Source organism: Metallibacterium sp. (assembly GCF_054637675.1).
The window spans coordinates 1-26348 of the sequence record NZ_JBTSRB010000017.1; the positions used below are offsets into that span (position 1 = coordinate 1).

General features: G+C 65.9%; 25 protein-coding genes. 17 read left to right on the forward strand and 8 right to left on the reverse strand.

Annotated features, from left to right (window positions below; genetic code table 11):
• Nucleotides 1-188: 188 nt before the first annotated feature.
• A complete protein-coding gene (locus tag ACYDAT_RS07335) occupies nt 189-839 on the reverse strand; it encodes an undecaprenyl diphosphate synthase family protein (protein WP_461449301.1) in 651 nt (216 codons plus the stop codon).
• Nucleotides 840-1087: 248 nt separating this feature from the next.
• Nucleotides 1088-1504 carry a hypothetical protein gene (locus ACYDAT_RS07340; RefSeq protein WP_461449302.1) on the reverse strand — a complete coding sequence of 139 codons (417 nt, stop codon included), beginning with the start codon at nt 1502-1504 and terminating at the stop codon, nt 1088-1090.
• Nucleotides 1505-1519: 15 nt separating this feature from the next.
• Here ACYDAT_RS07340 and ACYDAT_RS07345 point away from each other — a divergent pair, with 15 nt between their 5' ends.
• A complete protein-coding gene (locus tag ACYDAT_RS07345; protein WP_461449304.1) occupies nt 1520-1894 on the forward strand; it encodes a recombinase family protein in 375 nt (124 codons plus the stop codon).
• 285 nt (nt 1895-2179) lie between these two features.
• On the opposite strand, the gene ACYDAT_RS07350 is transcribed toward ACYDAT_RS07345, so the two are convergent.
• Nucleotides 2180-2962, reverse strand: a complete 783-nt coding sequence (locus ACYDAT_RS07350; protein WP_461449371.1) for a TatD family hydrolase — start codon at nt 2960-2962, stop codon at nt 2180-2182.
• Nucleotides 2963-3161: 199 nt separating this feature from the next.
• Here ACYDAT_RS07350 and ACYDAT_RS07355 point away from each other — a divergent pair, with 199 nt between their 5' ends.
• Nucleotides 3162-3641 (forward strand): outer membrane lipoprotein, encoded by a 480-nt coding sequence (locus ACYDAT_RS07355; RefSeq protein WP_461438880.1) that lies wholly within the window; start codon nt 3162-3164, stop codon nt 3639-3641.
• A gap of 80 nt (nt 3642-3721) precedes the next feature.
• Here the strand turns inward: ACYDAT_RS07355 and ACYDAT_RS07360 are convergent, their stop codons facing one another.
• Both ACYDAT_RS07360 and ygfZ read right to left on the reverse strand, forming a co-directional pair.
• On the reverse strand, nt 3722-4168 hold the full coding sequence (locus ACYDAT_RS07360) for a cell wall hydrolase (RefSeq protein WP_461438881.1): 447 nt from the start codon (nt 4166-4168) through the stop codon (nt 3722-3724).
• 399 nt (nt 4169-4567) lie between these two features.
• Entirely contained in the window at nt 4568-5389 is an 822-nt protein-coding gene (ygfZ, locus tag ACYDAT_RS07365) for a CAF17-like 4Fe-4S cluster assembly/insertion protein YgfZ (protein WP_461449306.1), read from the reverse strand.
• 76 nt (nt 5390-5465) lie between these two features.
• On the opposite strand from ygfZ, the gene ACYDAT_RS07370 reads away from it, so the two are divergent.
• The 15 genes from ACYDAT_RS07370 to mgtA all read left to right on the forward strand — a co-directional run bounded on the left by ACYDAT_RS07370 (nt 5466) and on the right by mgtA (nt 21096).
• Nucleotides 5466-5633: a DUF1674 domain-containing protein gene (locus tag ACYDAT_RS07370; RefSeq protein WP_461438904.1), complete on the forward strand. Its 168-nt coding sequence runs from the start codon at nt 5466-5468 to the stop codon at nt 5631-5633.
• A gap of 48 nt (nt 5634-5681) precedes the next feature.
• Nucleotides 5682-6077, forward strand: a complete 396-nt coding sequence (gene sdhC / locus ACYDAT_RS07375; protein ID WP_461449308.1) for a succinate dehydrogenase, cytochrome b556 subunit — start codon at nt 5682-5684, stop codon at nt 6075-6077.
• Nucleotides 6074-6457 (forward strand): succinate dehydrogenase, hydrophobic membrane anchor protein, encoded by a 384-nt coding sequence (gene sdhD, locus ACYDAT_RS07380; RefSeq protein WP_461449310.1) that lies wholly within the window; start codon nt 6074-6076, stop codon nt 6455-6457. The genes sdhC and sdhD overlap by 4 nt, the downstream gene beginning before the upstream one ends.
• A gap of 4 nt (nt 6458-6461) precedes the next feature.
• Entirely contained in the window at nt 6462-8249 is a 1788-nt protein-coding gene (gene sdhA / locus ACYDAT_RS07385) for a succinate dehydrogenase flavoprotein subunit (RefSeq protein WP_461449312.1), read from the forward strand.
• A 55-nt stretch (nt 8250-8304) separates the two neighbouring features.
• Entirely contained in the window at nt 8305-9081 is a 777-nt protein-coding gene (locus tag ACYDAT_RS07390; protein ID WP_461441360.1) for a succinate dehydrogenase iron-sulfur subunit, read from the forward strand.
• 13 nt (nt 9082-9094) lie between these two features.
• On the forward strand, nt 9095-9346 hold the full coding sequence (locus ACYDAT_RS07395; RefSeq protein WP_461449314.1) for an FAD assembly factor SdhE: 252 nt from the start codon (nt 9095-9097) through the stop codon (nt 9344-9346).
• Nucleotides 9318-9743, forward strand: coding sequence for a protein YgfX (locus tag ACYDAT_RS07400; RefSeq protein ID WP_461449316.1), 426 nt, complete (start codon nt 9318-9320; stop codon nt 9741-9743). Before ACYDAT_RS07395 ends, ACYDAT_RS07400 begins: the two co-directional genes overlap by 29 nt.
• 98 nt (nt 9744-9841) lie before the next feature.
• Nucleotides 9842-11083, forward strand: a complete 1242-nt coding sequence (locus ACYDAT_RS07405; protein WP_461441358.1) for a lipoprotein-releasing ABC transporter permease subunit — start codon at nt 9842-9844, stop codon at nt 11081-11083.
• Nucleotides 11076-11831: a lipoprotein-releasing ABC transporter ATP-binding protein LolD gene (gene lolD / locus ACYDAT_RS07410; RefSeq protein ID WP_461449318.1), complete on the forward strand. Its 756-nt coding sequence runs from the start codon at nt 11076-11078 to the stop codon at nt 11829-11831. The genes ACYDAT_RS07405 and lolD overlap by 8 nt, the downstream gene beginning before the upstream one ends.
• A gap of 43 nt (nt 11832-11874) precedes the next feature.
• Nucleotides 11875-14250, forward strand: a complete 2376-nt coding sequence (locus ACYDAT_RS07415; RefSeq protein WP_461449320.1) for a DNA internalization-related competence protein ComEC/Rec2 — start codon at nt 11875-11877, stop codon at nt 14248-14250.
• Nucleotides 14251-14323: 73 nt separating this feature from the next.
• Nucleotides 14324-15034 carry a MotA/TolQ/ExbB proton channel family protein gene (locus tag ACYDAT_RS07420; RefSeq protein ID WP_461438892.1) on the forward strand — a complete coding sequence of 237 codons (711 nt, stop codon included), beginning with the start codon at nt 14324-14326 and terminating at the stop codon, nt 15032-15034.
• 3 nt (nt 15035-15037) lie between these two features.
• A complete protein-coding gene (locus ACYDAT_RS07425; protein ID WP_461438893.1) occupies nt 15038-15463 on the forward strand; it encodes an ExbD/TolR family protein in 426 nt (141 codons plus the stop codon).
• Nucleotides 15464-17233, forward strand: a complete 1770-nt coding sequence (gene msbA / locus ACYDAT_RS07430) for a lipid A export permease/ATP-binding protein MsbA (RefSeq protein WP_461449322.1) — start codon at nt 15464-15466, stop codon at nt 17231-17233.
• 39 nt (nt 17234-17272) lie between these two features.
• Complete coding sequence (gene lpxK / locus ACYDAT_RS07435) at nt 17273-18247, forward strand: tetraacyldisaccharide 4'-kinase (protein WP_461449324.1); 975 nt, start codon at nt 17273-17275, stop codon at nt 18245-18247.
• A 197-nt stretch (nt 18248-18444) separates the two neighbouring features.
• Complete coding sequence (mgtA, locus tag ACYDAT_RS07440) at nt 18445-21096, forward strand: magnesium-translocating P-type ATPase (RefSeq protein ID WP_461449326.1); 2652 nt, start codon at nt 18445-18447, stop codon at nt 21094-21096.
• Between the two features lie 347 nt (nt 21097-21443).
• Here the strand turns inward: mgtA and ACYDAT_RS07445 are convergent, their stop codons facing one another.
• The 3 genes from ACYDAT_RS07445 to xseA all read right to left on the reverse strand — a co-directional run bounded on the left by ACYDAT_RS07445 (nt 21444) and on the right by xseA (nt 26294).
• Entirely contained in the window at nt 21444-23255 is a 1812-nt protein-coding gene (locus tag ACYDAT_RS07445; protein ID WP_461438897.1) for a DEAD/DEAH box helicase, read from the reverse strand.
• A 204-nt stretch (nt 23256-23459) separates the two neighbouring features.
• Nucleotides 23460-24656 carry a 5-demethoxyubiquinol-8 5-hydroxylase UbiM gene (gene ubiM / locus ACYDAT_RS07450; protein ID WP_461449328.1) on the reverse strand — a complete coding sequence of 399 codons (1197 nt, stop codon included), beginning with the start codon at nt 24654-24656 and terminating at the stop codon, nt 23460-23462.
• A gap of 273 nt (nt 24657-24929) precedes the next feature.
• Nucleotides 24930-26294: an exodeoxyribonuclease VII large subunit gene (gene xseA, locus ACYDAT_RS07455; protein ID WP_461449330.1), complete on the reverse strand. Its 1365-nt coding sequence runs from the start codon at nt 26292-26294 to the stop codon at nt 24930-24932.
• Nucleotides 26295-26348: the final 54 nt, after the last annotated feature.

The window sequence follows — 26348 nt, forward strand, 5'->3', positions numbered from 1 at the left end:
CGCGGCAGGCAGAGAACGGTGAAGTCGACATCGGGACGTGCAAAATGGAGTGTTGCGGTGCGCCTGGCACGTGCATAACGCTCAAGTCGACGACGGGACACTTGCTGGCGACTTGTTCAGACCATCCCTAGAAGAATTATGCCAGTCATGTCAAGTCATTGCGTAAGAAGCGATTAATGTGGTATTACTTAGCCTCCAAGTGTTCTGTCCTGCTTGTTATACCAATCGAGCGCTGTATCTATATGTTTTATATCAAAATCAGGCCAATATTCATCTCTGATATAGAAATCCGCATATACAGATTGAACGGGAAGAAAACCACTTAGTCTCCGCCCTCCTCCCCAACGCACGATCAGATCTATGCGTGAAACGTCACTTGAGCGCAGGCAGCCACAAACAAGGCCAGCCAAATCCCATTCCCAGCCATAGTTGACAAGAAAATTCACTTTCATCCCAGAACCGTGGCGCTGCCGGAATTCCCTTAATTCATCGGGAAATTGTACCGATGTCTCATCACCGACAACAAGTAACGCCGCGCCGCGCCGTGCAATTTCAAAGGCAAATTTAACGCATGCCTCTCTGAATGCCACCGTCTGGATTGCGACACGCTTAGTGTTGTCCTGGGTAAACCCGTAGATAGACACTTCGCTGATTCCATACTCTTTGCATCTCTCGAACAGCAGTAGCCCAGGGTTCACGCCGTGAGCATATCCAGCTTCTTTCCGTAGGCCTTGACTTGTGGCCCATCGGCGGTTCCCATCCGGGATGAATCCAATATGCTTCGGAATATTTCTTTTCATCATGAATTCTACCTTGTTTATCCGGTTAACACCCAGCATCTGTTATCACTCCACGATGGGCCAGATGTGCGCGGAAGACTGCATCAAGTGCCAGGAGTCCCGATTTGACGACTGATGTTTATCACGTAATTATCGTGTAACTATTCACGAGGGGTACTGTTATTCCAGCGTGGGCTGCGGAGCTTTACCATCTGAAAAGATTGGGCCAAGACGTGCGGCCGGTCGGCGGCCCTGCTTGCGTAGGATTTCCAGCTAGGGAGTGTAAGCCGGAACCTCAGAAAATTCCGTCACGCATACCCGGATTGTCGGGGGACAGCTGCTTTACGACAGGCGCCGTTCAGTCGCCAAAATCGTTCGTACACGCCGCGAAATATTGCGCGGAAAACGATACGGCTATGGTATAGCATAGGAAAATTATTGAGCCGCTGGTTTTCCGCACATGCTTGTCGTCTACGTGCGCGTATTCTTCGACCCCGATCAACAAAAGGCCCTGCGTACAGCACGATGCGCTGCTGGCCGCTGGCGTCGCTGCGCCCAACCTGTTCGAGGATCGCGCATCTGGCGCCAAGGATGATCGCGCTGGCCTGGCCTTGGTGCTGGCGTTCGTTCAATCTGGCGGCGTGCTGGTTGTCTGGAAGCTGGATCGGCTCGGCCGATCGCTGTCGTAGCTGCTGACCATCGTCAATACGTTGCGTGAGCGACATGTCGCGTTCCGATCTTTGACCGAAGGCATGGACACCACAACGCAATCGGGTGAACTGCTGTTCCACGTGTTCGGCGCGCTCGCACAGTATGAACGTGTCCTGACCCGAGAAAGGGCAATTGCCGGGCTTGCTGCCGCCAAACGGCACGGCCGACATGGCGGCCGGCCTCCTGCGATCACCGGTGAGAAGCTGGAGGCAGTCATCGCCGCGCTGGAAGCACGGCATGTCCAAGGCGGCTGTGGGGCGCAATTCCGGCGTCCAGCGCACCACGCTGATCGAAACGCTCGCGAGAGTAGGGTGGCCGGCCGCACGGGGTATGCCACAACGATGATCAGCAAGAAGAAGCTGTTAACCAATAGGGAGTTCCCCCGGCTCCCGGAGAGGCAGTAGAAATTTGACGTTTGCTGGAGTCCATCGGTGAAACTGCAGCTTGTGAGCCGCCAAGCACACGAGAGGAGAATCCGCCGATGGACGAGTACGAGAGCTTAAACCACACGCAATGGGAGTGCCTGTCCCATGGCGTGACAGAATTTTCTGGGGTTCCGGCTTACACACACCTCCAATACCGTTGTGGATGGTAGAGAATTCGGTGAGCAACGCCATTGATTCACCGGCCTAAATTTCACTGGTGAAATAATTTTCAACATTGTGTTGACGTGTCGTCAAGTGCGGTGCTCAGCGCGGATCGCTGGACAAGCCGAACAGACGGCAGGCGTTGTCACGCGTGGCGGCGGCGAGTTCTTCCGGGTCTTGTCCGCGCAGCGCGGCGATTTCCTCAAGGATGCGCGGCAGGCGCGCCGGTTCGTTGCGCTGTCCGCGCCAGTCGTTGTCGGGTTGATCGGGGCTGTCGGTTTCCAGCAGCAGGTACTGCAGCGGCATGCGCGCGACGATGCCACGCAGGCGTTGCGCGCGTGCATGGGTCACCGGACCGCCGATGCCGAGCATGAAGCCGCGATCCCACAGTTGCGCCGCTTGCTGCGCGCTGCCGGAGAAGCTGTGCACCACGCCGCGCAGACCGGGGTGGCGACGCAGGCTGGCGAGCACGGCATCCAGCGCGCGACGTGCATGCACGATCACCGGCAGATGTCGCTGCACGGCGATGGCGAGTTGCGCATCGAAAAAAAACTGCTGTCGTGCGCGGTCGAGACCGGGCATGAAATAGTCCAGTCCGCATTCGCCCACGGCCACGCAATGCGCGCCACTGGCGAGCAGCACTTCGAGCGCATCCAGATGCCGTGGTTCGTGCGCGGCGAGAAACATCGGGTGCAAGCCATAGGCCGGATGCAGCGACGGCTGCGCGGCGCACAGTACACGCAGTGCGGGCCAGCTCGCGGCGGTGATTGCCGGCACGATCTGCGCGATCACCCCTGCGGCGGTGGCGCGCGTCAGCACGTGCGCGCGATCAGCGTCGAATTCGCGGGCATCAAGATGGCTGTGGCTGTCGATCAGGCGCGGCATGGCGCGACGATAAGACACTTTGCACAGCCATACGTGCCGCGACGTGATGGACATGCGTGACAGGTGCGGCAGGGCGCCACGCATGTCATCCTCTAAGCTTGGATTCAGTCAGGCATTGCTGCAATTCGGTGAGGGGACGGTAGGCGCGCACGGCGCGCGCAGGCTGCGATACCCCGGTCAAGTGTTCGAGGAGTCGATCATGCGTGTGCGTATGCAAACAGTGGCAAGCCTGATGATGGTCGCAGCGCTGGGTGTGGGCCTGGCCGGTTGCGCGCAGCAGCCTTACCGCAATGGCTACGGTCCGCAGGGCTACGCGCAAGGGCAAGTGTGCGCGGATTGCGGCGTGGTGCAGCACGTCGAGCAGGTCTACGTCGAAAAGAACGACAGCACGCTGGGCACCGTGCTGGGGGCGGTGATCGGCGGTGCGTTGGGCAATCAGTTGGGGCATGGACGCGGACGCGCCGCGACGACGATCGTCGGTGCGGTGGCCGGTGGCGCGGTGGGCAACGCCATGTCGCAGCAGAACGGCAATCAGGTGCCGGCATGGCGCATCTGGATGCGCATGAGTGATGGTCGCGACGTGAGCTTGATCCAGCGCCAATATCCGAATGTGCGCCCTGGCGATGCGGTGGTCATCCACGACGGTCGCGTGTATCCGCGTTGGCGCGGCGAGCACTGAACCGCATGCGCGCGGATCACGCGCCGCGTGATCCGCTCATGCCGCAACGCTGCGCTGGGCGTGGCGTCTCTCTCGGTGGCTCAATTCACCGCGTAGAAACGGTGGTCGCCGATCACCGCCAGCGGTGATCCCGTGGCCCAGGACGGTGCCGGAATATCCGCGCTGTAAAAACTCATCGCGTGCGGCACCACGTAGCGACGCTTGTCGCGCGGTAGCGACCACGTGTGCAGCGCCTCGCCGGCGATATTCCATGCGAGTTGCCACGACTGCAGGTTGTCCAGCGACGTGCCGGGTGGCACCAGGCTCGGCGCGAACTGCTTCGGTGCGGTGACGACCTCGCACACATGCTTGCCCCATAGCCCCATCTCGCGACGACGCAAGGCAACTTCGGCGACCGCGGCCTGACCGATTTGCGGTTCGCCACGGGCTTCCAGATACACCGTGGTCGCCAGACAAGTCTGGCTGGCCAGATGCGGCGCAACGGGCGCCATCCACGACGCCATCCACAACAACCAGGCGAGTTTCATCGCACGACTCCTTGGTGGGCGCCCGTGATTGCGGCGCACGCATGGGGAGGAAGCCCGCTCGTCCCGGGCTTCCGTCAACGGCATCGCGTTCAGTCGCGGTGTCGCACATGGGGTACAGGCCAGCACCAGCGGGTGCGGCCGAGTGTCGGGGGCGCCTTGGGCGCCGCGCCCGACGCCTGCGTGATGCAGGCGGGCGTGTCGGTGGCCTTATGCAGGCCATGCACGCTGCGATGCGGAGCTTCCGGATCGCCGCGCGCAGGACCGCGGCTGTGATGCCGCTGTCCCGGAAAGGCTGGCGCAAGGTACGGATCGCGCGGGTCTTGCGCAAGTGCCCAGGTGATCTCGTTCAGTTTCGAGGGTTGTGCCTGACGCGCACGCCGCGCTTGCGCGCGCTGCGCGTCAGGCCGGATAGCGCGCGACGATCAGCGCTGTGTAGGCGCTTGCAGCAGCGCTGCTGGTGTTCAAGACGCCGAGCATCTCGATGCTGTCGTCGGCACGGTCGCGGTGCATGAGCAAAACTTGCAACGCCTCGGGCGTGGTGCGCAACAGTTCTTCGATTGCGTGTGTGGTGCCACGCAGGCGCACCAATTCGCGCTTGTTGCCGCCGCGAAAGTGCAGGCGCGCGGCGATTTCCTGCCCGGGATAGCAGCCCTTGTCGAAGCGCACGGCGCCGAGATGTTCCAGCCCCAGCGCAGGCGGCAACAGCGCATCCAGCGCGGCATCGGGTAACCACGGCCAGCCGGCGCGCAGTTCGTGCAGCCAGACAGTTGCGCGCGGCGCATCCTCAGTGGTGTTGGACGGCGGCGCGGATCCGGCCTGCGCATCGCTCAGCATCCAACTGTACGTGTCCATGCCCAGGACAATCGCGTGTTCCTGCAACTGCACTTCGTTCATGGCGAGCGCTGCGCCGGGCAGTAATCGCATCTGCTGTGCCGTCAGTCGCAGCTTGTCGCGCAACAGGAAACGGCCGAGTGCAGTGGCCAATGCGTGTGCATCACCGCCACGCAGCAGCGCGAGGAAGTGCGTGTCCGCGATGCGTGCCAGTTGCAGCAGTGCATGCACGCGACCCTGTGCATCGAGCCATGCGCTCCATTGCCAGCGCTGCACTGGCAGCGCACGCACGTCCGAGGCGAATTGCGCGTGCGTGAAACGCTCGGCATCGGCGCCCTGCAAATGCAGAACCGCAGCCTCGCGTGGCGCTTCGGAAAACACGTTTTGCATGCACGGATAGCGCGAAAATTCACGCTTGAGCTTGAGCCAAGGTGGGGCAAGGTTATATCCTTGTCTCTTGAAATTTATGTCTGACTCCCATCCGCCACGTTCTGCAACTGCGCCCGAGCCCGATCTTCACGGCAAGCCCTCGCCGCCGCAGACCCCATCGTCAGCCCCCCCTGTGTCGCGCCCGCCGCTGGATCCCACGCGTTACGGCGATTGGGAGAAGAACGGCCGCTGCATCGATTTTTGATCTGTTCTTTAAGTCTGCACTCAATCGATCCCTCGCCAGGAACCCGCCATGGATCATTTGCGACGCCCGCTTTCTCCGCACCTCGGTATTTATCGCTGGCAAGTGCAGATGGTCTCCTCGATCCTGCATCGCGCGACCGGCATCGCGCTTGCCGTGGGTACGCTGCTGCTGCTGGGCGGGCTGCTGACGCTGGCGGACGGAAGCGCGGCCTTCGCGGCCTATCGATCATTTCTGGCTATGCCCCTGCTGCAGATACTGCTGATTGGCTGGACATGGGCCTTTGCCTATCACTTGTGCAACGGCGTGCGCCATCTGCTGCAGGACGCCGGCTTCGGCTTCGCCAAGCCGGTGTTCGTGCGCAATAGCTGGATCGTGGTGCTGCTGTCGCTGCTGCTGACGATTCTGGCCTGGGCCTGGATCGCGCTGGCCGGAGGTGCGCCATGAACGACCTGCGCAATCCGCTGCAGCATGCCCTCGGACTGGGTTCGGCCAAGGAGGGCGTGAATCACTGGTGGCGGCAGCGCATCACCGCGGTGGCGCTGTTTTTTCTCGGACTGTGGTTCATGGCGCTGGTGCTGATGCTGATGCATGGCGACTACACGTCCGTGCGCGCGGCGCTGGCCGATCCACTCAATGCCGTGCTGATGCTGGTGTTCAGCATCGCGTTGTTCTGGCACATGCAGTTGGGGCTGCAGGTGGTGATCGAGGATTACGTGCACACGCGCTGGCTCGGGGTCGTGCTGCAGATCGCGGTGCGCTTCTACGCCGTGCTGGCCGCGTTGCTGGCGGCGCTCGCCGTGCTGCGCATCGCTTTGGGACGTTGAGACCATGGAAAGCTACAAGATCCAGCAACACCAGTTCGATGTCGTCGTCGTCGGCGCCGGGGGTTCGGGGCTGCGCGCCACATTTGGCATGGCCGCCAAGGGTTTGAACACGGCCTGCATCAGCAAGGTATTTCCAACGCGCTCGCACACCGTGGCGGCGCAGGGTGGCATCGCCTCGGCGCTGGGCAACATGGGCGAGGACGACTGGCGCTTTCATTTCTACGACACCATCAAGGGTTCCGACTGGCTGGCCGACCAGGACGCCGTCGAGTACATGTGTCGCGAGGCCATTCCCGCGGTGATCGAGCTGGAGCATTATGGTGTTCCGTTCTCGCGCACCGAGGACGGCAAGATCTATCAGCGTCCGTTCGGCGGCATGACCACGCATTACGGCAAGGGCACCGCGCAGCGTACCTGCGCCGCTGCCGACCGCACCGGCCACGCCATGCTGCACACGCTGTACCAGCAGGCGCTGAAGCATCAGGCGCAGTTCTTCGTCGAGTACTTCGCGCTGGATCTGGTGTTCGACAGCGAAGGCGTGTGCCGCGGCGTGCTGGCCTGGGATCTGAACGACGGCACGCTGCACCTGTTCCGCGGTCACGCCGTGGTGCTGGCCACCGGCGGCTATGGCCGCACCTATTTTTCCTGCACCTCGGCCCACACCTGCACCGGCGATGGCGGCGGCATGGTGCTGCGCGCGGGCCTCGCGCTGCAGGACATGGAGTTCGTGCAGTTCCATCCCACCGGAATTTATGGCGCGGGCTGCCTGATCACCGAGGGCGTGCGCGGCGAGGGCGGCTATCTGACCAACAGCAAGGGCGAGCGCTTCATGGAGCGCTACGCGCCCAGCGCCAAGGATCTGGCCTCGCGCGATGTGGTCAGCCGCGCCATGACGATCGAGATTCGCGAGGGCCGCGGCATCGGCGAGCACAAGGATCACATGCACCTGAACCTGCAGCACCTGGGTGCCGATGTGATCCACGAGCGCCTGCCCGGCATCGCCGAAACGGCGCGCATCTTTTCCGGCGTCGATGTGACCAAGCAGCCGATCCCGGTGCTGCCGACCGCGCACTACAACATGGGCGGCATTCCCACCAACTTCCATGGTGAGGTCGTGCAGAGGAAAGGCGACGACAACGACGCCGTGGTTCCGGGCCTGTTCGCCATCGGCGAGGCGGCCTGCGTGTCGGTGCATGGCGCCAACCGCCTGGGCTCGAACTCGCTACTGGATCTGGTCGTGTTCGGCCGCGCCGCGGCCAACCGCTGTGCTGAACTGATCGGGCCGCATACGCCGCATCCCGATCTGCCGGCCAGCAGGCTGGATACCGCGCTGGCACGCTTCGACGGCCTGCGCCACGCCAAGGGCGCCACGCCCACCGCCAAGCTGCGCGTTGACATGCAGCGCACCATGCAGCGCGACGCGGCGGTATTCCGCACTGGCGAGACGCTCAAGGAAGGCTGCGCCAACATCAGTCGCGTCAACGACAATTTTGCCGATGTCGGCGTCAGTGATCGCTCGTTGGTGTGGAACTCGGACCTGGTGGAAACGCTGGAGCTGTCCAACCTGCTCGGCCAGGCGGTGGCGACCATGCATTCCGCCGCGCAGCGCACCGAGAGCCGTGGCGGGCACGCGCGCGAGGATTTCCCAGATCGTGATGACGCCAACTGGCAAAAGCACACGCTGGTGTGGGTGGACGCCGCTGGCAAATCGCGCTTCGACTATCGCCCGGTGCACATGTACACGATGAGCAAGGATGTGGACGTGGTGCCGCCGAAAAAGCGCGTCTACTGAGTCGCCGGCAGGGCGTGAAAACACCCGCAACCTGCTCAATCAAGGAATCGTAGTCATGGCCGAATTCTCCCTGCCGAAGAACTCCAAGGTGCAGAAGGGCACGCACCATCCCGCGCCAGGTGGCGCGAAGAATGTGCGCACCTTCCGCATTTATCGCTGGACGCCGGACGATGGCCAGAACCCGCGCCTGGACAGCTTCGATCTCGACGTGTCCAACTGCCCGATGGTGCTGGACGCGCTGCTCAAGATCAAAAACGAGATCGATGCCACGCTGACCCTGCGCCGTTCCTGTCGCGAGGGCATCTGCGGCTCCTGCGCGATGAACATCAACGGCGTCAACACACTGGCCTGCACCACAGGTCTGGATGAGTGCAAGGGCGACATCAGCATCTACCCGCTGCCGCACATGCCGGTGGTCAAGGATCTGGTTCCGGACCTCACCCACTTCTATGCCCAGCACGCCGCGGTGCGGCCATGGTTGCGCACCGAAAGCGCGGCGCCGGACCGTGAGCGTCTGCAATCGCCCGAGGATCGCAAGCAGCTCGATGGTTTGTACGAGTGCATTCTGTGCGCGTGCTGCAGCACCTCGTGTCCGAGCTACTGGTGGAACGGCGACCGTTACCTCGGTCCGGCCATCTTGCTGCAGGCCTACCGCTGGATCGTGGACAGCCGCGACGAGGACACGGGCACGCGTCTGGACGAACTGGAAGACCCATTCCGCCTGTACCGCTGCCACACCATCATGAATTGCACGCGCACCTGTCCCAAGGGCCTCAACCCGGCGCTGGCCATCGCCGAGATCAAGAAGCTCATCGTCGCGCGGCGCGGCTGAGGTGGGTGATGCGGTGGCCGACGCTGCGCAACTCGGGCGCCTGCGCTGGCGCTGTCGGCGCGGCATGCGCGAGCTGGACGTGCTGCTTGGCGGCTGGCTGGATGCGCATTGGCTCAGCGCGAGCGCGTCGCAACGCGCGGCGTTCGCCGAACTGCTCGAGCAGCAGGACCCGGATTTGTGGGCGTGGTGCACGGGCCGCAGCCCGGTACCGCGGTGCGACTGGCAGGCGCTGATCGATGATTTCCGCGCCCGCGCTGCGCATTGAGTTGCGCGCATCGCCCAGCCTGCTGCTGGCGCTGGCGCTGATTGCGTCGCTGGCCGTGCTGTCGCTGCTGCTGGCGGATATTCCCGGGTCGCTGCGCGGCACCGGTATCGGGCTGATTGTGGTGCTGGCTGCGGTCGCTGCAAGGCGTTTGCTGAGGCCGCCAATCAGCGGCTTCGAGTTGAGCCGCGATGCCGCGCGCATCTGGCGCGGTGAAGATGCCGAGCCGGCGCAGTTGCGCCATACGCGCGTGTTCGGCCCGTTGCTGATGCTGCGCCTCGCCTGGAGCGATGGCCCGCGCCCGCATGCCGTCACGCTGTGGCTGCTGCCGGACAATCTCGACGAAGTGCAGCACCGGCGTCTGCGCATGCTGCTGTCGGCGCATGCCCACACGCGCTGAGGCCGCGCCGCGCTTGTCGGCGCCGCGGGCTTGGTGCACGCTGCGCGCCCTGCCGGCGCAATTTTCCGCATCCTCCGAGATACTCCGATGAGCCGTCCATGTTTCGTCCTCTGAGTCTGTTCATCGGCTTGCGCTACACGCGCGCCAAGCGCCGCAACCGCTTCATCTCCTTTATCTCGCTGGTGTCGATGCTGGGCATCGCGGTGGGCGTGACCGCGCTGATCGCGGTGATCTCGGTGATGAACGGTTTCGACCACGAGCTGCGTGACCGCATCCTCGGCATGGTCGCCGAGACCACGATTTCCGGCGTGGACGGAAGCGTGCGCGACTGGCCGCACGCGGTACGCGTGGCCGAGGCCATGCCGCATGTGATCGCCGCGGCGCCATACGTCGAACACGAGGCGTATCTGCGCGGCCAGCGTTCGCAGGGCGCGGTGATCCGCGGTATCGAGCCGGCGTATGAAAACAAGGTCACCAGCATCGGTCAGCGCATGGTACAGGGCAGCCTATCCAGCTTGACCCCGGGCAGTTGGAACATCGTGCTGGGGCGCGACCTGGCCTTGAACCTGGGTGTGACCGTGGGCGATCACGTGGTGGTGTTCGTGCCTGAGATCACCGCCACGCCAATCGGCGCGATCCCGCGCCTGCGCAGCTTTACCGTCAGCGGCATCTTCGGTGCGGGTATCGAGCAGTACGACGCCGGGCTGGCCGAGATCAACATGCAGGACGCGCAGAAGCTGTACCAGCAATCCGGGCCCACCGGCATCCGCCTGAAGTTGGATCATCCCTTTCTTGCCTACCAGGTTGGCCGCGAGCTTGCGCAAAAACTGGGCGGGCTGTACGCGGTGTCGACGTGGATGGACAGCCACTCCAACTTCTTCAAGGCCATCGCCATGGAGAAGAAAGTCATGTTCATCATTCTTTCGCTGATCGTCGCGGTGGCGGCGTTCAATCTGGTCTCGACGCTGGTGATGCTGGTCACCGACAAGCAGGCCGACATCGCCATCCTGCGTACCATGGGCGCCGCGCCGCGCACGGTGATGGGCGTGTTCGTGGTGCAGGGCATGATCAGCGGCCTGATCGGCATCGGTCTGGGTGTGCTCGGCGGCGTGTTGCTGGCGATCAACCTGCCGGCGATCGTGGACGGCATCCAGACCCTATTCCACGTGCAGTTCCTGTCGCCGGACGTGTACTACATCAGCAATCTGCCCTCGCGCCTGGAATGGCGCGACGTGGGTTGGATCGCGCTGCTGGCGTTCGTGTTCTCAGTGCTGGCCACGCTGTATCCGGCGTGGCGCGCCTCGCGCACGCAGCCGGCGGAGGCACTGCGCTATGAATGATCTCACTCGGGACTCGGGACTCGGGACTCGGGACTCGGCAACAGCCATCCAGGGCACGGTCGTGGATGCCGTGCTGCGTGCCGAAGGCCTGACCAAGACGTACCAGGATGGCAAGCTTCGCGCCGAAGTGCTGCTGGGCATCGATTTAGTCGTGCGCCGCGGCGAGAGTGTCGCCGTGATCGGCGCCTCGGGCGCGGGCAAGAGCACGCTGCTGCACCTGCTCGGCGGACTGGACACGCCCACTTCCGGCGAAGTGGTGCTGGCTGGGCGCAAGTTTTCCGCGCTGGGCGATGCCGCGCGCGGGCGCCTGCGCAACGAGGCGCTGGGTTTCATCTACCAGTTCCACCATCTGCTGCCCGAGTTCAGCGCGCTGGAGAACGTCGCGTTTCCGCTGCTGATTCGCGGCAACGCGGTCAGCGATGCGCGCGATCAGGCCGCGGCGCTGCTGCAGCGCGTGGGTCTGGGGCATCGCCTGCAGCACAAGCCGGGCGAGTTGTCCGGCGGCGAGCGTCAGCGCTGCGCGGTGGCGCGCGCGCTGGTCACCAAGCCGTTGTGCGTGCTCGGCGACGAGCCCACCGGCAATCTCGACGAGCGCACCGCGCGCGGCGTGTACGAGCTGATGCTGGAGTTGAATCGCGAATCGGGCACGGCGCTGGTGCTGGCCACGCACGACAGTCGCCTCGCCGCGCACATGGACCGCGTGCTGGAAATGAGCGGCGGACGCCTCGCCGAAACACGCACGGACTAGCGCCATGCTGCAGGGAGGCACCCGCGTCGCACGGATCACGACGATGGCAGCCGCCCGCGCGGCTTGGTGTTGCACATGGGGCGCATGGGCGCGCTGGGCGCGGACGCAGCACAGCGGTGGTATCGGCGCCACGCATGCCCTGGCGGCTCTGACCGGCGTGGTCGGTGCGGCGCTGTTGCCGCGCTTGCCGCCGCCGTGGATGTTGCTGGCCTGCGCACTGCTGGCGCTGGTGCTGCTGCTGCGCATTGCGCGACTGCGCTTGATCGGCGTGCTGCTGCTGGCTTTCGCCTGGACTGCCGGCATGGCCACGCAGGTGTTGCATGCGCGCCTGCCGCCGGCCTTGCAGGGACAGGATTTGCGCATCGAGGGTCGTGTCGTCGGTCTGCCCGAAGCCGGTGCCGATGCGCAACGTTTCGATTTCGCACTGGAGCGCGCCAGCCGCGACGGCCAGCCCCTGGCGCTGCGCGGGCAGGTGCGATTGAGCTGGTTCGGTGCCACACCGGTACTGGCGCCGTGTCAGCGCTGGCAGTTGACGGCACGGTTCAAGCGCCCGCACGGGCAGGTCAATCCGGGCGGTTACGACAGCGAACGTCAGGCGGCACTCAACGGGCTGATCGCCACCGGCTACGTGCGCGGTGCAAGCACGGCGCGCAGTTTGGGTACGTCGGCACCGTGTGTCGATGCGCTGCGTGCGCGCATCGCTCGCGCCATCGCCACCGCACTGCCAGCGAGCGATGCCGCCACGCCGCTGCTGCAGGCGCTGGCGGTGGGCGATCAGCGCGGCTTGAGCGAGGCGCACTGGCGCGTGCTGCGCGCCACCGGCGTCGGCCATCTGATCGCGATCTCGGGGCTGCATGTCGGCTTGGCCGGCATCGCTGGCGCGTTGCTGGTCTACGCGTTCACCTGGCTGTGGCCGCAGGTGTTGCTGCGTTGGCCGCGGCGCGTGCTGGCTGCACCGGTGGCGTTGGGCGCGGCCTGGGCCTATGGCGCGCTGGCCGGCTATGGCCTGCCCACAGTACGTACGCTGCTGATGATCGCCGTGGTGGCCTGGGCGAGCACGCGTCGGCGTGGCGTGGGCGGCATGCAGACACTGGCGCTGGCGCTGCTCGCGGTGCTGCTGTTCGATCCACTGGCCGTGCTGGGCGCCGGCTTCTGGCTGTCCTTCGCCGGGGTGGCGCTGCTGGTGTACGCGCTGCAGCCGGGGCGCGGCTGGCGCGCGTGGCTGGCCGAGTTGGGGCTGGCGCAGGGCGTGATGGCGTTGGCGCTGCTGCCGCTGACCGTGCTGCTGTTTGGCCAGGCCTCGCGCGTGGGCCCACTGGCCAATCTGGTGGCGGTGCCGCTGATGGGCTTCGTGATCGTGCCGCTGACCCTGCTGGCCAGCCTGATGCTGGTGGCAGGCCTGCCCGGTGGCGTGGCGGCGACGCGGTTCGCCGCGTGGTTGATGCGTGCGCAGTGGGATCTGCTGCAGCACATGGCGGCCTGGCCGTGGGCGCTGGCGTGGCTGCCGTGGGCGGGCGCGGCCGCATTCATGCTGGCTTGCGTTGGCGTGCTGTGGGTGCTGGCGCCGCGCGGCGTGCCGGCGCGACTGCTCGGGTTGCCGCTGCTGTTGCCGCTGCTGTGGCCGCAGCAACAGCGCCCCGCAGCGGGTGAGTTTCAGGCATGGGTGCTGGATGTGGGGCAGGGCTCGGCGGTGCTGGTGCGCACCGCGCGACATGCGCTGTTGTATGACGCCGGGCCGCGCTATCGCTCGGGTTTCGATCTGGGCGAGGCCGCGGTAGTGCCCAGCCTGCAGGCGCTGGGTGTGCGTCACCTCGATCGCCTGCTGCTGGGCCACGGTGATGCCGATCATGCCGGTGGCGCGGCAGCCGTGCTGGCGGCATATCCCGCCACGCTGCTGCAGGGCAGCGAGCCCGAACGCACTGGGCTGCCGCTGTTGCCGTGCGTACGCGGCCAACGCTGGTACTGGGATGGGGTCGAGTTCAGCGTGCTGCACCCGGGGATTGGCGATGCCGTCAGCGGCAACGAATCCTCGTGCGTGCTGGCGGTGCGCGGTCGCGGCGGCACGCTGCTGCTGAGCGGCGATATTGGCGCGCGCAGCGAGCGCGCCGTGGCCCGGGATTGGGCCGCGAATCATCAGGCCGGCGCGCAGCCGTTGGTGTTGCTGCTGGCGCACCACGGCAGTCGATTCAGCAGCAGCGATATGCTGCTGGACGCATTGCGCCCGCGTCTGGCGCTGGTATCGGCGGGTTACCGCAGCAGCTACGGACATCCGCATGCGGACGTGCTGGCGCGTCTGCAAGCACGCGGCGTGCCCTTGTTCAACACCGCGGATCATGGCGCCCTGCGCGTGGACATGCGCGGCAACGGCCCGCGCCTGACGCTGGGCCGCGAACAGGCGCCGCGCTGGTGGCGCGAGTGAGCGGCCCGCCACGGAAGCGCCGCGCCGCGCTGCTATCATCCGGCCCGCCTGTTGTTGCGCGAGAACCGCGAGCGTGTTCGATATCCTGATTGCCGGCGGCTGGCCGATGCTGCCGATCCTGCTGACCTCGGCGCTGGCCCTGGCCATCATCCTCGAGCGGTTCTGGACGCTGCGTCGTGGCGCCGTGCTGCCGCCCGATCTGGGCGCGCAGGTGCGCGTGTGGGCGCGCGCCAGCAAACTGGATCCGGCGCACATCGACGCGCTGGCCGCTGGCTCGCCGCTGGGCCAGTTGCTGGCCGCGGCGGTGCGCGTGCGCGGCAAGCCGCGCGAGCTGATCAAGGAGCGCCTGGAGGACACCGGGCGTCACGTCGTGCATCGCATGGGGCGTTATCTCAATACCCTGGGCACGATCGCGCTGATCGCGCCGCTGCTGGGCCTGCTGGGCACGGTCATCGGCCTGATCAGGATGTTTCTGGCGGTGATGGTGCATGGCGCCGGCGATCCGACCAAGATGGCCGGCGGCATCGGCGAGGCGCTGATTTGCACCGCCACCGGTCTGGTGGTGGCGATCCCGGCGTACGTGTTTCATCGCTATTTCCGCAGCCGCATCGATGGCTACGCGGTGAGCATGGAGCAGGAAGCCGCGCGTCTGCTCGATGAACTCGACTCACCCGGCGCGCCGCCTGCGGTCACGCCGTCGCCCACTGCGGCAGCCAGCGCCACGCACGCGCCCGCCAGGCCCGACGCGCGACCGCGTGCCATGCCCGCACCGGCGGAGCGCTAAGCGATGCGCATCACCGCGGCGCGCCGCCACGACGATTTCGAGATCAACGTGATCTCCCTGATCGACGTGCTGCTGACCTTGCTGATGTTCTTCGTGCTGACCACGACCTTCGTGCAGCAGACGCACATGAAGGTCAGCCTGCCCACGTCCAGCGCCACGCCCAGCGCACCCAGCGCGGATGCGCTGGTGATCGTGATCGATCGCGCCGGTCATTACGCCATCGGCAACACGCCGGTGCAGGGCGAGGGCGAGCGCGCGCTGCAGCAGGCCATCGTCGAGGCCGTGGGCAGCAACCGTTCGCGCAGCGTGATCCTGCGCGCCGACGCCGAATCGCCCAACCAGTCGGTGGTGACCGCCATGGATGCGCTGGGTCGCCTTGGCTTCAGCCATCTGGCGCTGGCCACCACGCCGCGCCAAGGCGCGCACTGAATGGCGCGGCAAGAATCCAGCAAGGCCACCGCGTGGCCTACTTATCGGCGCCTGCTCGGCTATCTCCGGCCTTACCGCCCGGTGGCGTTTGTGGTTGTTCTGGGCATGGTGATCGATGCGGCTGCGCTGGGCGCATTCGCATTCTTGGTGCGGCCACTCATCGACAAGGTTTTCATTACCCGCAGCGAAGAAGCCATCTTCTGGCTGCCGATCATCATCGTGGCGATCTTTCTGCTGCGCGCGGTGGCCACCTTTGTCACCAGTTACGGCATGGCCTATATCGGCCGCGGCGTGGTGCAAACCATGCGCGAGCAGGTGCTCGGCCGTTATCTGGCGCTGCCTGCGGTATTTTTCGGACGCGAGGCTTCGGGACATCAGGTTGCACGCATCACCTATACCGCGGATCAACTAGCACAAGCGACTACCGAGGCCGTGCGCGTGTCGATCATCGACAGTCTCACCGTCATGGCGCTGGTCGGGGTGATGCTGTGGAACAGTTGGCGATTGACCCTGGTGCTGCTGGTGATGGTACCGACGATCGCGGCGGTGGTGTATTTCGTCAGCAAGCGCTATCGACTCATCAGCCGCGGATTGCAGAGATCGATGGGCAACATCACCGGCGTGGTCGATGAAATCGTCAGCGCATGGCGCGAGGTGCGCATTTACGGCGGACAAAAGTACGAGTCCGGTCGCTTTCACGCGGTTGCTGACAACAACCGCTTGCTCAATGTGAAGATCAGCGCGACCAATGCGATCTCCACCGCGCTGGTGCAGCTCCTTGCCGCTTCGGCGTTGGCCGGCATCGTGTTCACGGCCACACGCCCCGCCTTCTTGAATAGCATGACGCCGGGCAAGTTCATGTCGATCTTCATTGCGATGGCCGGGATCCTGCCCCCGCTGAAGCGCATGACCAACGTGCAGTCGCTGCTGCAGCGGGGTATCGCCGCCGCGCAGGATGTGTTTGCAGTGCTCGATGAGCCGTGCGAGCCCGACCCAGGCGCACGCCCGCTGCAGGGCTTGCAGCAAGGCATCGAGTTTCGCGATGTCACCATGCGCTACGCGCCCGGCACGCCGCCGGCGCTGCGCGCGGCCAGCTTCACTTGTGCGGCCGGCAAGGTCACCGCCGTGGTGGGGCGTTCGGGCAGCGGCAAGACCACGGTGGCGCACCTGATTCCGCGCTTCTACGAACCCGAATCCGGCAGCATTCTTATCGACAACCATGCGCTGGGCGAGTATCAGTTGGCCAGCCTGCGCCGCCAAATCAGTTGGGTCGGCCAGGACGTGGTGATCTTCAATGGCAGCGTGGCCGAGAACATCGCCTATGGCGAGATGGCGGGCGCGCGCGAGGAAGACATCATCGCCGCGGCGCGCGCGGCCAACGCCTGGGATTTCATCTCGCAGATGCCGCGCGGTTTGCATAGTCCAATCGGGCAGCGCGGTTTCATGGTCTCCGGCGGCCAGCGTCAGCGTATCGCCATCGCGCGCGCGATCTTGAAGAACGCGCCAATCCTGATTCTGGACGAGGCCACCAGCGCGCTGGATACCGAGTCCGAGCGGCTGATCCAGGAAGCGTTGACGCGGCTGATGCGGGACCGCACCACGCTGGTCATCGCGCATCGCCTGTCCACCGTCGAGCACGCGCACCGCATCATCGTGCTCGATCAGGGCCGGGTACTGGAGCAGGGCAGTCACGAGGAATTGCTGACGCGCGCGGACGGCGCTTACGCACTGTTGCATCGGATGCAATTCAGCGCACCGCGCGGCGACTGAGCCGTGCCGCGCGGGCAGGCCCCGACATTCTGGCATGGCATGCAGCCGGTACCGCGCTGGGCACGGGTGCTGGTGCCGCTGTATCGCCTGCTGCGCCTGATCGATCGCGCGCGTTACGCGATTGGTTTGCGCCGCGTACAACACCTGCCGGTGCCGGTGATCGTGATCGGCAATCTCACGGTGGGCGGCAGCGGCAAGACACCGCTGACGCTGGCCCTGATCGAGGCGCTGCGCGCGGCCGGCTGGCACCCTGGCGTGGTCAGTCGCGGCTACGGCGGCACGCAGCGCGAGCCGGACCTGGTCACGACCGCTGACAGCGCGCTGCGCGTGGGCGATGAGCCAGTGCTGCTGCAGCGTCTGGGACAAGTGCCGGTGGCGGTAGGCGCGCATCGCGCGGATGCCGCGCGCCTGCTGCTGCCGCTGGGCGTGGACGTGATCCTCGGCGACGATGGCCTGCAGCACCGCGCGCTGGGGCGCGACATCGAGATTTGCGTGATCGACGGCGTGCGTCGTTTCGGCAACGGACGTCTGCTGCCAGCCGGCCCGCTGCGCGAGCCGCTCGCGCGGCTGGTCAGCGTCGATTTCGTGGTGTGCAATGGTGGCGTGGCGCGGCCGGGCGAAGTGCCGATGTCGTTGCAGCCGGGCGCACCGCGTGCGCTGGTCCCCGTCACGACTGCGCCGCCGCCAGCGCCCGGCGCCGAGGTGCATGCCGTCGCCGGCATTGGCGATCCGACGCGCTTTTTCGTCTCACTGCGTGCGCTGGGCTATCGCGTGCGCGAGCACGCCTTCGCCGACCATCACGCCTATACGCGCGCGGATTTTGCCTTTGATGACGCCACGCTGCCGCTGCTGATGACCGAAAAGGACGCGGTCAAGTGCGCTGCCCTCGCGCATCCGCATTGGTGGGCGCTGCCGGTGCGCGCGCAGTTGCCGCCGCAGTTCCTCGCCGCGCTGCAGGCGCGACTGAACGCTGCCGCATCGCCGTCGTTGCCTCGTACTGGCGCGCGTCGCTAAACTTCGCGCGCCTTGGTAGCAGAGCGTTCACACGCGTGGATCCTGGTAATCGGCTCACTTTCCTGTTGTTGTCCCCGCGCGATTGAGCCGGTTTCCGCCCGCCCTCCCGCACGGGATGAGTCATGGCGGAGTCAAAATCCTGACGACTCCGTAGCGCGGCTGTGTTGCAGCCGCGTGTTTGCGTATGCGGAGGCAGCATGTTTGCAAAGTGGTCTTTGCTCGGTCTGATCCCTGAGCGCAACGGCGCGCGAGGCAAGTCCTCCTCAGCGCAGAGCCAGGCTCAGGCGCGGCACCTGCTGGAACTGGCGCGGCTGGAAGTCGACGCCGCGCTGGCCGCCGGCGACAGCCGCATCGAGGGCCTCGACGCCGAGCAGGTCGAGGCGCGCCTGGAGACTTTCGGGCGCAACATCGTCGGTAGTGAAGCCAGGACACCGTGGTTTGTCGAGATCGCGCGGCGCGTGGTCAATCCGCTCAATCTGCTGCTGCTGGCACTGGCGGTGGTTTCGATCCTGACATCCGATCCCGTTGGCGCCAGCATCATGACGGTGATGGTCGCGGTGGCGGTGATCGTGGGCTACGTGCAGGAGAGCAAATCCTCGCGAGCGGTCGCGGCGCTGCGCAGCATGGTCAGCAACACCGCGCTGGTGCGCCGGCGTCAGCATGCCAACGGTCGTGGTGAGTTGCCGATCGAGGATCTGGTGCCGGGCGATGTGGTGCATCTCGCCGCGGGCGACATGATCCCCGCCGATCTGCGCCTGCTCGCGGCCAAGGATTTGTTCATCAACCAGTCCAGCCTCACCGGTGAATCGATGCCGGTGGAAAAGTTCTCCGGTCCCGATGCGCAATGCAGCGCGCCGATGGAGTCACGCAACCTGTGTTTCATGGGCTCGAACGTGATCAGCGGCAGCGCGCTGGGCCTGGTGGTCGCGACCGGACGCGACACTACTTTCGGCGCGCTGGCCAGTGCGCTGGCCACGCCGCGCGCGCCATCGACCAGCTTTGACCGCGGTCTGCGCCGTTTCGTCGGCCTGATGCTGCGTTTCATCGCGGTGATGGTGCCGCTGGTGTTCCTGATCAACGGCGTGCTCAAGGACGACTGGCTGGAGGCGTTGATGTTCTCGATCGCGGTCGCGGTCGGCTTGACGCCGGAAATGCTGCCAGCCATCGTCACCTTCAATCTCGCCAAGGGCGCGCTGGCGATGGCGCGCAAGGATGTCATCGTCAAGCGCCTGCCGGCGATCCAGAATTTCGGCGCCATCGACGTGCTGTGCACCGACAAGACCGGCACGCTCACCCAGGACAAGGTGATTCTCGAGCGCCATGTCGATGCCGCGGGCGGTGATGATGCGCGCGTGCTGGAGCTGGCCTTCCTCAACAGCCACTATCAGACCGGCTTGCGCAACCTGCTCGACAACGCCGTGCTGACCGCGGTGGACCCCGAGCAGACCCAGCGCCTCGCCGCAGAGTTCGCGCTGGTCGACGAGATGCCGTTCGATTTCGAGCGCCGACGCATGTCCGTGGTGGTGCGTGACATGGAGGGTCGCCACATGCTGATCAGCAAGGGCGCGGTGGCCGAGATGCTGGCGATGTGCACGCACGTGCAGACCGCGCAGGGTCCGCTTGAGTTCGATGCCGACCGCCAGGCCGAGGTGCGCCAAGTCGCGCACGATCTCAACGCCGACGGTTTTCGCGTGATCGCCGTGGGCATGCGCGAGATGACGCCGCCGCGCAGCCAGTATGCGCGCGAGGACGAGCGCGAACTGACCCTGTTCGGTTTCATGGCGTTCCTCGATCCGCCCAAGGAGAGCGCCGCCGAAGCCATCGCCGCGCTGACCCAGCACGGCATCGCGGTGAAAATCCTCACCGGCGACAACGACGTGGTCGCGCGCCATGTCTGCCGTCACGTCGGCATCGACCTCGAACACGTGCTCACCGGCCCCGAGCTGGACGCGCTGGACGACGCGCAGTTGACCGCCGCGCTGTCCGAGACGCAGTTGTTCGCGCGCCTCAATCCGCAGCAGAAGGTGCGCGTGATCGAGGCGCTGCGCGCGCAAGGCCACGTGGTGGGTTTTCTCGGCGACGGCATCAACGATGGTCCGGCGCTGCGCGCCGCCGATGTCGGCATCTCGGTGGACAGCGCCGTGGACATCGCCAAGGAGTCGGCCGACATCATCCTGCTGGAAAAAAGCCTGACCGTGCTGGAGGAGGGCGTGCAGGAAGGTCGCCGCGTGTTTGGCAACATTCTCAAGTACATCAAGATGACGGCCAGCTCCAACTTCGGCAATGTGTTCAGCGTGATTGGCGCCAGTGCTCTGCTGCCGTTCCTGCCGATGGCGCCGATCCAGTTGCTGATCAACAACCTGATGTACGACTTGTCGATGACCACTATTGCCACCGACAACGTGGACGATGATTTCGTCGCCACGCCGCGGCGCTGGGAGATGGGCAACATCGCGCGTTACATGTTCGTGTTCGGCCCGGTCAGTTCCCTGTTCGATTACGTCACTTTCGGCGTGATGTGGTTTTTTCTCGGCCTCTCGCAGCATCCGGTGCTGTTCCAGACCGGCTGGTTCGTTGAGTCCTTGCTGTCGCAGACGCTGATCGTGTACGTGATCCGCACCGCGCGCGTGCCGTTCCTGCAGTCCAATCCCAGCCTGCCGTTGCTGGTCAGCACGCTGGGCTTCTGCTTGCTCGGTATTCTCTTGCCGATTTCGCCACTGGCCGGGTTGTTCGGATTCGCCGCCCTGCCGCATCTGTACTGGCTCTATCTGATTGGCATACTCGTGGTTTACATGCTGCTGGCGCAGGGCGTGAAAATGATGCTGATCCGTCGCATCGGGCTGAATTGACCCGGTCTTGACGTTGGCGTCGCCACGACCGCGCCTGCGCGAGCACGGCATCGACCGGGGAGGTGACGGATGCGCAATCGGGTGGTGGTGTCGGGTGATCAGTTTGATCGTGGTGCGGCCGCGCCGCGCGATTGCGATCCCGTGCAAGATGCGCTGTGGATGGCCGAGGTGGGCACCTTGGCGCGCGCACTATCGCGCACTGGGCAAGCACGGTGCCGAGACGCTGGCAACCGCGCTCGCCTGCGATCTTGCCGTGCTGCGACCGCAGCGTTGATCCGGCAGCGTCCCGGCGAGTGGCGTGGGCGCACCGACCTTCTTCCGGCGGGAGAATGCCTCTCCCCTGCTTGTCATGCGCGCGGCTTGCGCGGGGCACTGAATCCGTCCTTGCGCGGCGCGGCGTCAGAACGCGCGCCGAAGGGTTTGCGTGGACGCGCGCTGTGCGCCGCCTCATTGTCATCGGCGCGGCGCAGTTGCAGGCGCTCGCCGCCGACACGCGCCTTGGCCAGTGCGTGCAACGTGGCCGCGGGCAGATCGGCGGGCAGATCAACGAAGCTGTGATCGCCCTGCAGCGCGATGCTGCCGATCTGGCTGTTGTCGAGGCCGCCCTCGTTGGCGATGGCGCCGACCAGATTGCCGACCTTGACCCCGTGGCGGCGGCCGACTTCGACGCGATACGTGACCAGCGGCCCGGATGTGCCGCCGCTGGTCGCGCGCGCGCCGCGTGCGGCGCCAGAGTGCGCAGGCCGCTCGCCACGCTCATGGCGCTCACCGCGCGCATCCGGTGCGAATTCGCGCGCGTGCGCGCTGGGCGCATCACTGAGCAGCAGCGGCTTGTCGCCCTGCACCATGCGCGCCAGCGCGGCGGCAATTTCAATCGCAGGCACGTTCTGTTCCTGTTCGTAGCGTTCCAGCAAACGCTGGAATTCATCGGTACCTTCGCGCGCGCGCGCCTCGGTGATGCGCTCCATGAAGCGCGCGATGCGGCGATCGTTGACCGCCTCGGCGCCCGGCAACTGCATCGGCGTGATCGGCTGGCGCGTGGAGCGTTCGATGGCGCGCAGCAGGTGACGCTCGCGTGGCGTCACGAACAGGATCGCATCGCCGCTGCGTCCGGCGCGGCCGGTACGGCCGATGCGATGCACGTAACTCTCTGTATCGGTGGGAATGTCGTAATTGAGCACGTGGCTGACGCGCTCCACATCCAGCCCGCGCGCGGCGACGTCGGTCGCCACCAGGATGTCGATTTGCGCATCCTTGAAGCGCTGCACGATGCGCTCACGCAGCGCCTGCGGCACATCGCCATTGAGCGCGGCGGCGGAAAAACCGCGCGCGGAGAGCTTCTCGGCCAATTCGTCGGTGGCCTGTTTGGTGCGCGCGAACACGATCATGCCGTCGAACGTTTCGACTTCGAGGATGCGCGTCAGCGCGTCGAGCTTGTGCAGGCCGCTGACCAGCCAGTAGCGCTGCTGCACTTCCGCGACAGTCGTGGTTTTTCCCTTGATGGTGATCTCGACCGGGTCGCGCAGATAAGTTTGCGCGATGCGCCGGATCGCCTGCGGCATGGTTGCCGAGAACAACGCGACCTGACGCCGCGGCGGGGTTTTCTTGAGGATGCTTTCAACATCGTCGATGAAGCCCATGCGCAGCATTTCATCGGCCTCATCCAGTACCAGATGCGCCAGCGCGTCGAGTTTCAGCGTGCCGCGCTCCAGATGATCGATCACGCGCCCCGGTGTGCCCACGATGACGTGCGCGCCGCGACGCAGCGCGTGCAACTGCGGGCCGTAGCCCTGACCGCCATAGATCGGCAGCACGTGGAAACCGGGCAATTGCGCCGCGTAGCGCGAAAACGCCTCGGCGACCTGGATCGCCAGCTCGCGCGTGGGCGCCAGCACCAGCGCCTGCGGCTCGGCGCGGGTCAGATCGATGCGCGCCAGGATCGGCAGCGCGAACGCGGCGGTCTTGCCGGTGCCGGTCTGCGCCTGACCGAGCAAGTCCTTGCCGGCCAGCAGCGGCGGGATGGTCGCGGCCTGGATGGGTGAGGGTGTTTCGTAGCCGACGGCTTGCAGCGCGCGCAGCAGCGGCTCAGGCAAGCCCAGCGCCGAGAAGTTGGCGAGGGTCGGCTCGGCAGCCGTGGAATGGGGATCGCTGTGGGACATGGAAAACCTCGGATCGCATCAGGCTGCGGACTCCGCTGCCGGGGAAAAGGAATGCGCATGAATGCACATGACGTACTGCTGCATGCAGCGCGCGGGTACGCAATGGCAGTGTGAATGAGCGCAGGCACGTCGCACGCGCGGGGCGCATCGGCGGATAGTGTAGCCGCGGCGCAGCATCGGCGTGGCCGCGCTCTGCGTCGGCGTTCAGACCGCCGTGTCGCGCCGCATACTGATCTGGCCCGCGAGTAGCGCGCCCAATCCCTGCCGGAACCCCGGCACGCGCGCGGCGGCGCGCAGCAAGGCGTGGCGTGCGATGCGCGCCGGCGCGCGCTCGCGCGTGTACAAATCGACAATACCCTGGGTAGCCAGATACAGCGGCAGGCAACGCGCGTGGTGCGCGCGCGCATAGCGTGCCAGCAGCGTTGCTGCACCGATGTCCGCACCGCGTGCGGCGGCGTTGCGCAGCAGCGCAGCCAGATGCGCCGCGCCAGCCAGTCCGAGATTGAAACCGTGCGCGGTGACCGGATGCATGCCCACCGCGGCATCGCCCAGCAAGGCGAATCGCGTGGTGCTGAAGCGCCGCGCATACACGCCAACCAGCGCATAGGCATGGCGCGTGCTGGTCAGATGCATCGCACCGACACGACCGTGGAAGCGCAGTTGCATCTGCGCATCGAAGTCGGTCACGGACATCTCCAGCAGCGGCGCGATTTGCATCTGCGGCAGGGTGAGCACCACCGAGGCCTGATCCGCATGCAGGGGCAGCAGCGCCAAGGTTTGATCGTGATCGAACCACTCCCAGGCCTGACCAGGACATGGCTGCTCGAGACGCATGCGGCACACCAGCATGCTGCGTCCGAAATCGCGCATATGCGCGCCGATGCCCACAGCGCGGCGCGTTTGCGAATGACGGCTGTCGGCGGCGATCAGCAAGCGGCTGCACAGGCGCCGGCCATCGTTCAGCACGACCTCGGCCCTTGCGGCATCGAGGCGCACGTCCTGCACGCGGCACCCATCCAGCACCGTGGCGGCGTGACTGGCCTGCAGGGCTTCCCATGACGCGCGGCGGATGGCGTGATTGGATGCCAGCCAGCCCAGCGGTTGCGCATCGCCCGACGCCGCGCGCACCTGCAGTGGCACAGTATCGGCGCCATCGAACACGAGGGCTTCGTGCAGCGGCGCGCGGTGCTCGATGGCGATGCGTGACCACACATCCTGCGTGCCCAGCAGCGCCACCGAGTGCCGCGTCAGCGCGATCTCACGGCCGTCGTAGTCTGGCGCGGACAGTTGCGTCGACGTCTGCGGCTCCACCAGCGCCACGCGCAAACCGCTGCCTGCCAGCCCATTCGCCATGGCCAGACCCGCCGGGCCCGCGCCCACAATCAGCACATCGAAGTCCATGGAATACCCGCTGACGATGAAGCAGCGCGCAGGCTAGCCTGGCGCCAGACGCATGGGCTTGATCTAGATCAGATGCATGGCATCGGCAATGAGCGGATGCCCGCTCGGCACAACCGGGCAGGCGTCGATGACGGTGTCCTGGCTGCGCTGGTGGACCCTCTGCGGCTTGATCGATTTCCGGGGCCAAGGCTCCAGTCCTTTATGGCGCGTCGCGGACTTGATTGCGCGATGCGCGCGAGCGCGCGCTGAAGATGGGATCGAGCACCAGCCTGATCAAACCCTGCCGCGTGCATCGGGCGCGACGATCAGGCTGATGTCGCCATCCACAAGCCGCGCGCGCAATGCTTGTCCGGGCTGCGGAGTGCGCGCCGTGCGCACGATGCCGCCTTCGGCATCGAACACGATGGCGTAGCCACGCTCCAGCGTGGCCAGTGGGCTGACCGCGTGCAAGGCGCGGCGCAGCACTTCAAGCTGTGCCTGGCGCTGGCGCAGAAGTGTACGCAGCGCCTGTTGCTGGCGTGCTTGCAGCGCGGCGAGGCGCGCGCGCTCGGTATCGAGGCGATTGCGCAACGTGACGCCATGCAGATGGCCGCGCAGTTGCTGCGCGCGGGCACGCAGCAGAGCCAGGCGCGCCGGCAGCAGCGCGTGCAGGCGCGCATGCAGGGCTTGCAGGCGTTCGCGCGCGCGCGCCAGACGTCGCGCCGGATGCTGGTTGTGCAACCGCGCCTGCCACGCATCCAGTCGCTGCGCCAGTTGTTGCAGTGCCTGCGCGACGCGGTGCTGCAATTGTGTGTGCAGGCGCGTCAAGCGCGTGCGCAGCAGGGCGGCATCGGGCACCAGCAGTTCGGCCGCGGCCGAAGGCGTCGGCGCGCGCAGATCGGCGGCAAAATCCACCAGGGTGAAGTCGATCTCGTGGCCGACCGCGGCGACCACCGGCACCGCGCACGCCGCCACGCCGCGCACCACGGCCTCGTCGTTGAACGCGGCAAGGTCTTCATTGGCGCCGCCGCCGCGCGTCAGCAGGAGTACGTCGTAACGGCCGCTGCGGCAGGCGCGCTGCAGCATCGCCGCGATCGCCGCGGGCGCTTCCTTGCCCTGCACCGGCACCGGCAGCAATTCGACCTCGATCAGTGCAAAGCGCCGCCGCAACACGCTCAGCACATCGCGGATGGCGGCGCCGCTGGCCGAGGTGATCACGCCGATGCGGCGCGGATACGCCGGCAGCGCGCGCTTGCGCGCGGCGTCGAACAAACCCTCGACGGCCAGTCGTGCCTTGAGTTCCTCCTGTGCGCGCGCCAGCGCGCCGGCGCCGGCGTCTTCCATGTGCTCGACGATGAGTTGGTAGTCGCCGCGCGGCTCGTACAGGGTCACGCGCGCGCGCAGCAGCACGCGCTGGCCGTCGCCGGGCACGAAACGCAGCGACTGGCTGCGCGGGCGAAACATGGCGCAGCGCACCTGCGCCTGCGCGTCCTTGAGCGTGAAATACACATGTCCTGAAGCGGGCCGCGCGAGGTTGGACAATTCACCCTCGACCCACAGCAGCGCCATGGCGTCTTCCAGCAGCCCGCGCACCAGGCGATTGAGACTGCTCGGGCTGAGCACGTCGCGCGTGGTCGGGGGCGGGACACTGGCGTTCATCGGTCGGCCAGACTAACAGACGCGGCGCGTGTTTCGCGGCTGGATCGGGGCGGT

Excerpts from the sequence above, each read along its gene's own strand:
- ACYDAT_RS07335 (WP_461449301.1), bottom strand. The coding sequence starts at position 839 with ATGCTGGGTGTTAACCGGATAAACAAGGTAGAATTCATGATGAAAAGA.
- ACYDAT_RS07340 (WP_461449302.1), bottom strand. The coding sequence starts at position 1,504 with ATGTCGCTCACGCAACGTATTGACGATGGTCAGCAGCTACGACAGCGA.
- ACYDAT_RS07350 (WP_461449371.1), bottom strand. The coding sequence starts at position 2,962 with ATGCCGCGCCTGATCGACAGCCACAGCCATCTTGATGCCCGCGAATTC.
- ACYDAT_RS07355 (WP_461438880.1), top strand. The coding sequence starts at position 3,162 with ATGCGTGTGCGTATGCAAACAGTGGCAAGCCTGATGATGGTCGCAGCG.
- ACYDAT_RS07360 (WP_461438881.1), bottom strand. The coding sequence starts at position 4,168 with ATGAAACTCGCCTGGTTGTTGTGGATGGCGTCGTGGATGGCGCCCGTT.
- ygfZ (WP_461449306.1), bottom strand. The coding sequence starts at position 5,389 with ATGCAAAACGTGTTTTCCGAAGCGCCACGCGAGGCTGCGGTTCTGCAT.
- ACYDAT_RS07370 (WP_461438904.1), top strand. The coding sequence starts at position 5,466 with ATGTCTGACTCCCATCCGCCACGTTCTGCAACTGCGCCCGAGCCCGAT.
- sdhC (WP_461449308.1), top strand. The coding sequence starts at position 5,682 with ATGGATCATTTGCGACGCCCGCTTTCTCCGCACCTCGGTATTTATCGC.
- sdhD (WP_461449310.1), top strand. The coding sequence starts at position 6,074 with ATGAACGACCTGCGCAATCCGCTGCAGCATGCCCTCGGACTGGGTTCG.
- sdhA (WP_461449312.1), top strand. The coding sequence starts at position 6,462 with ATGGAAAGCTACAAGATCCAGCAACACCAGTTCGATGTCGTCGTCGTC.
- ACYDAT_RS07390 (WP_461441360.1), top strand. The coding sequence starts at position 8,305 with ATGGCCGAATTCTCCCTGCCGAAGAACTCCAAGGTGCAGAAGGGCACG.
- ACYDAT_RS07400 (WP_461449316.1), top strand. The coding sequence starts at position 9,318 with ATGATTTCCGCGCCCGCGCTGCGCATTGAGTTGCGCGCATCGCCCAGC.
- ACYDAT_RS07405 (WP_461441358.1), top strand. The coding sequence starts at position 9,842 with ATGTTTCGTCCTCTGAGTCTGTTCATCGGCTTGCGCTACACGCGCGCC.
- lolD (WP_461449318.1), top strand. The coding sequence starts at position 11,076 with ATGAATGATCTCACTCGGGACTCGGGACTCGGGACTCGGGACTCGGCA.
- ACYDAT_RS07415 (WP_461449320.1), top strand. The coding sequence starts at position 11,875 with ATGGCAGCCGCCCGCGCGGCTTGGTGTTGCACATGGGGCGCATGGGCG.
- ACYDAT_RS07425 (WP_461438893.1), top strand. The coding sequence starts at position 15,038 with ATGCGCATCACCGCGGCGCGCCGCCACGACGATTTCGAGATCAACGTG.
- msbA (WP_461449322.1), top strand. The coding sequence starts at position 15,464 with ATGGCGCGGCAAGAATCCAGCAAGGCCACCGCGTGGCCTACTTATCGG.
- lpxK (WP_461449324.1), top strand. The coding sequence starts at position 17,273 with ATGCAGCCGGTACCGCGCTGGGCACGGGTGCTGGTGCCGCTGTATCGC.
- mgtA (WP_461449326.1), top strand. The coding sequence starts at position 18,445 with ATGTTTGCAAAGTGGTCTTTGCTCGGTCTGATCCCTGAGCGCAACGGC.
- ACYDAT_RS07445 (WP_461438897.1), bottom strand. The coding sequence starts at position 23,255 with ATGTCCCACAGCGATCCCCATTCCACGGCTGCCGAGCCGACCCTCGCC.
- ubiM (WP_461449328.1), bottom strand. The coding sequence starts at position 24,656 with ATGGACTTCGATGTGCTGATTGTGGGCGCGGGCCCGGCGGGTCTGGCC.
- xseA (WP_461449330.1), bottom strand. The coding sequence starts at position 26,294 with ATGAACGCCAGTGTCCCGCCCCCGACCACGCGCGACGTGCTCAGCCCG.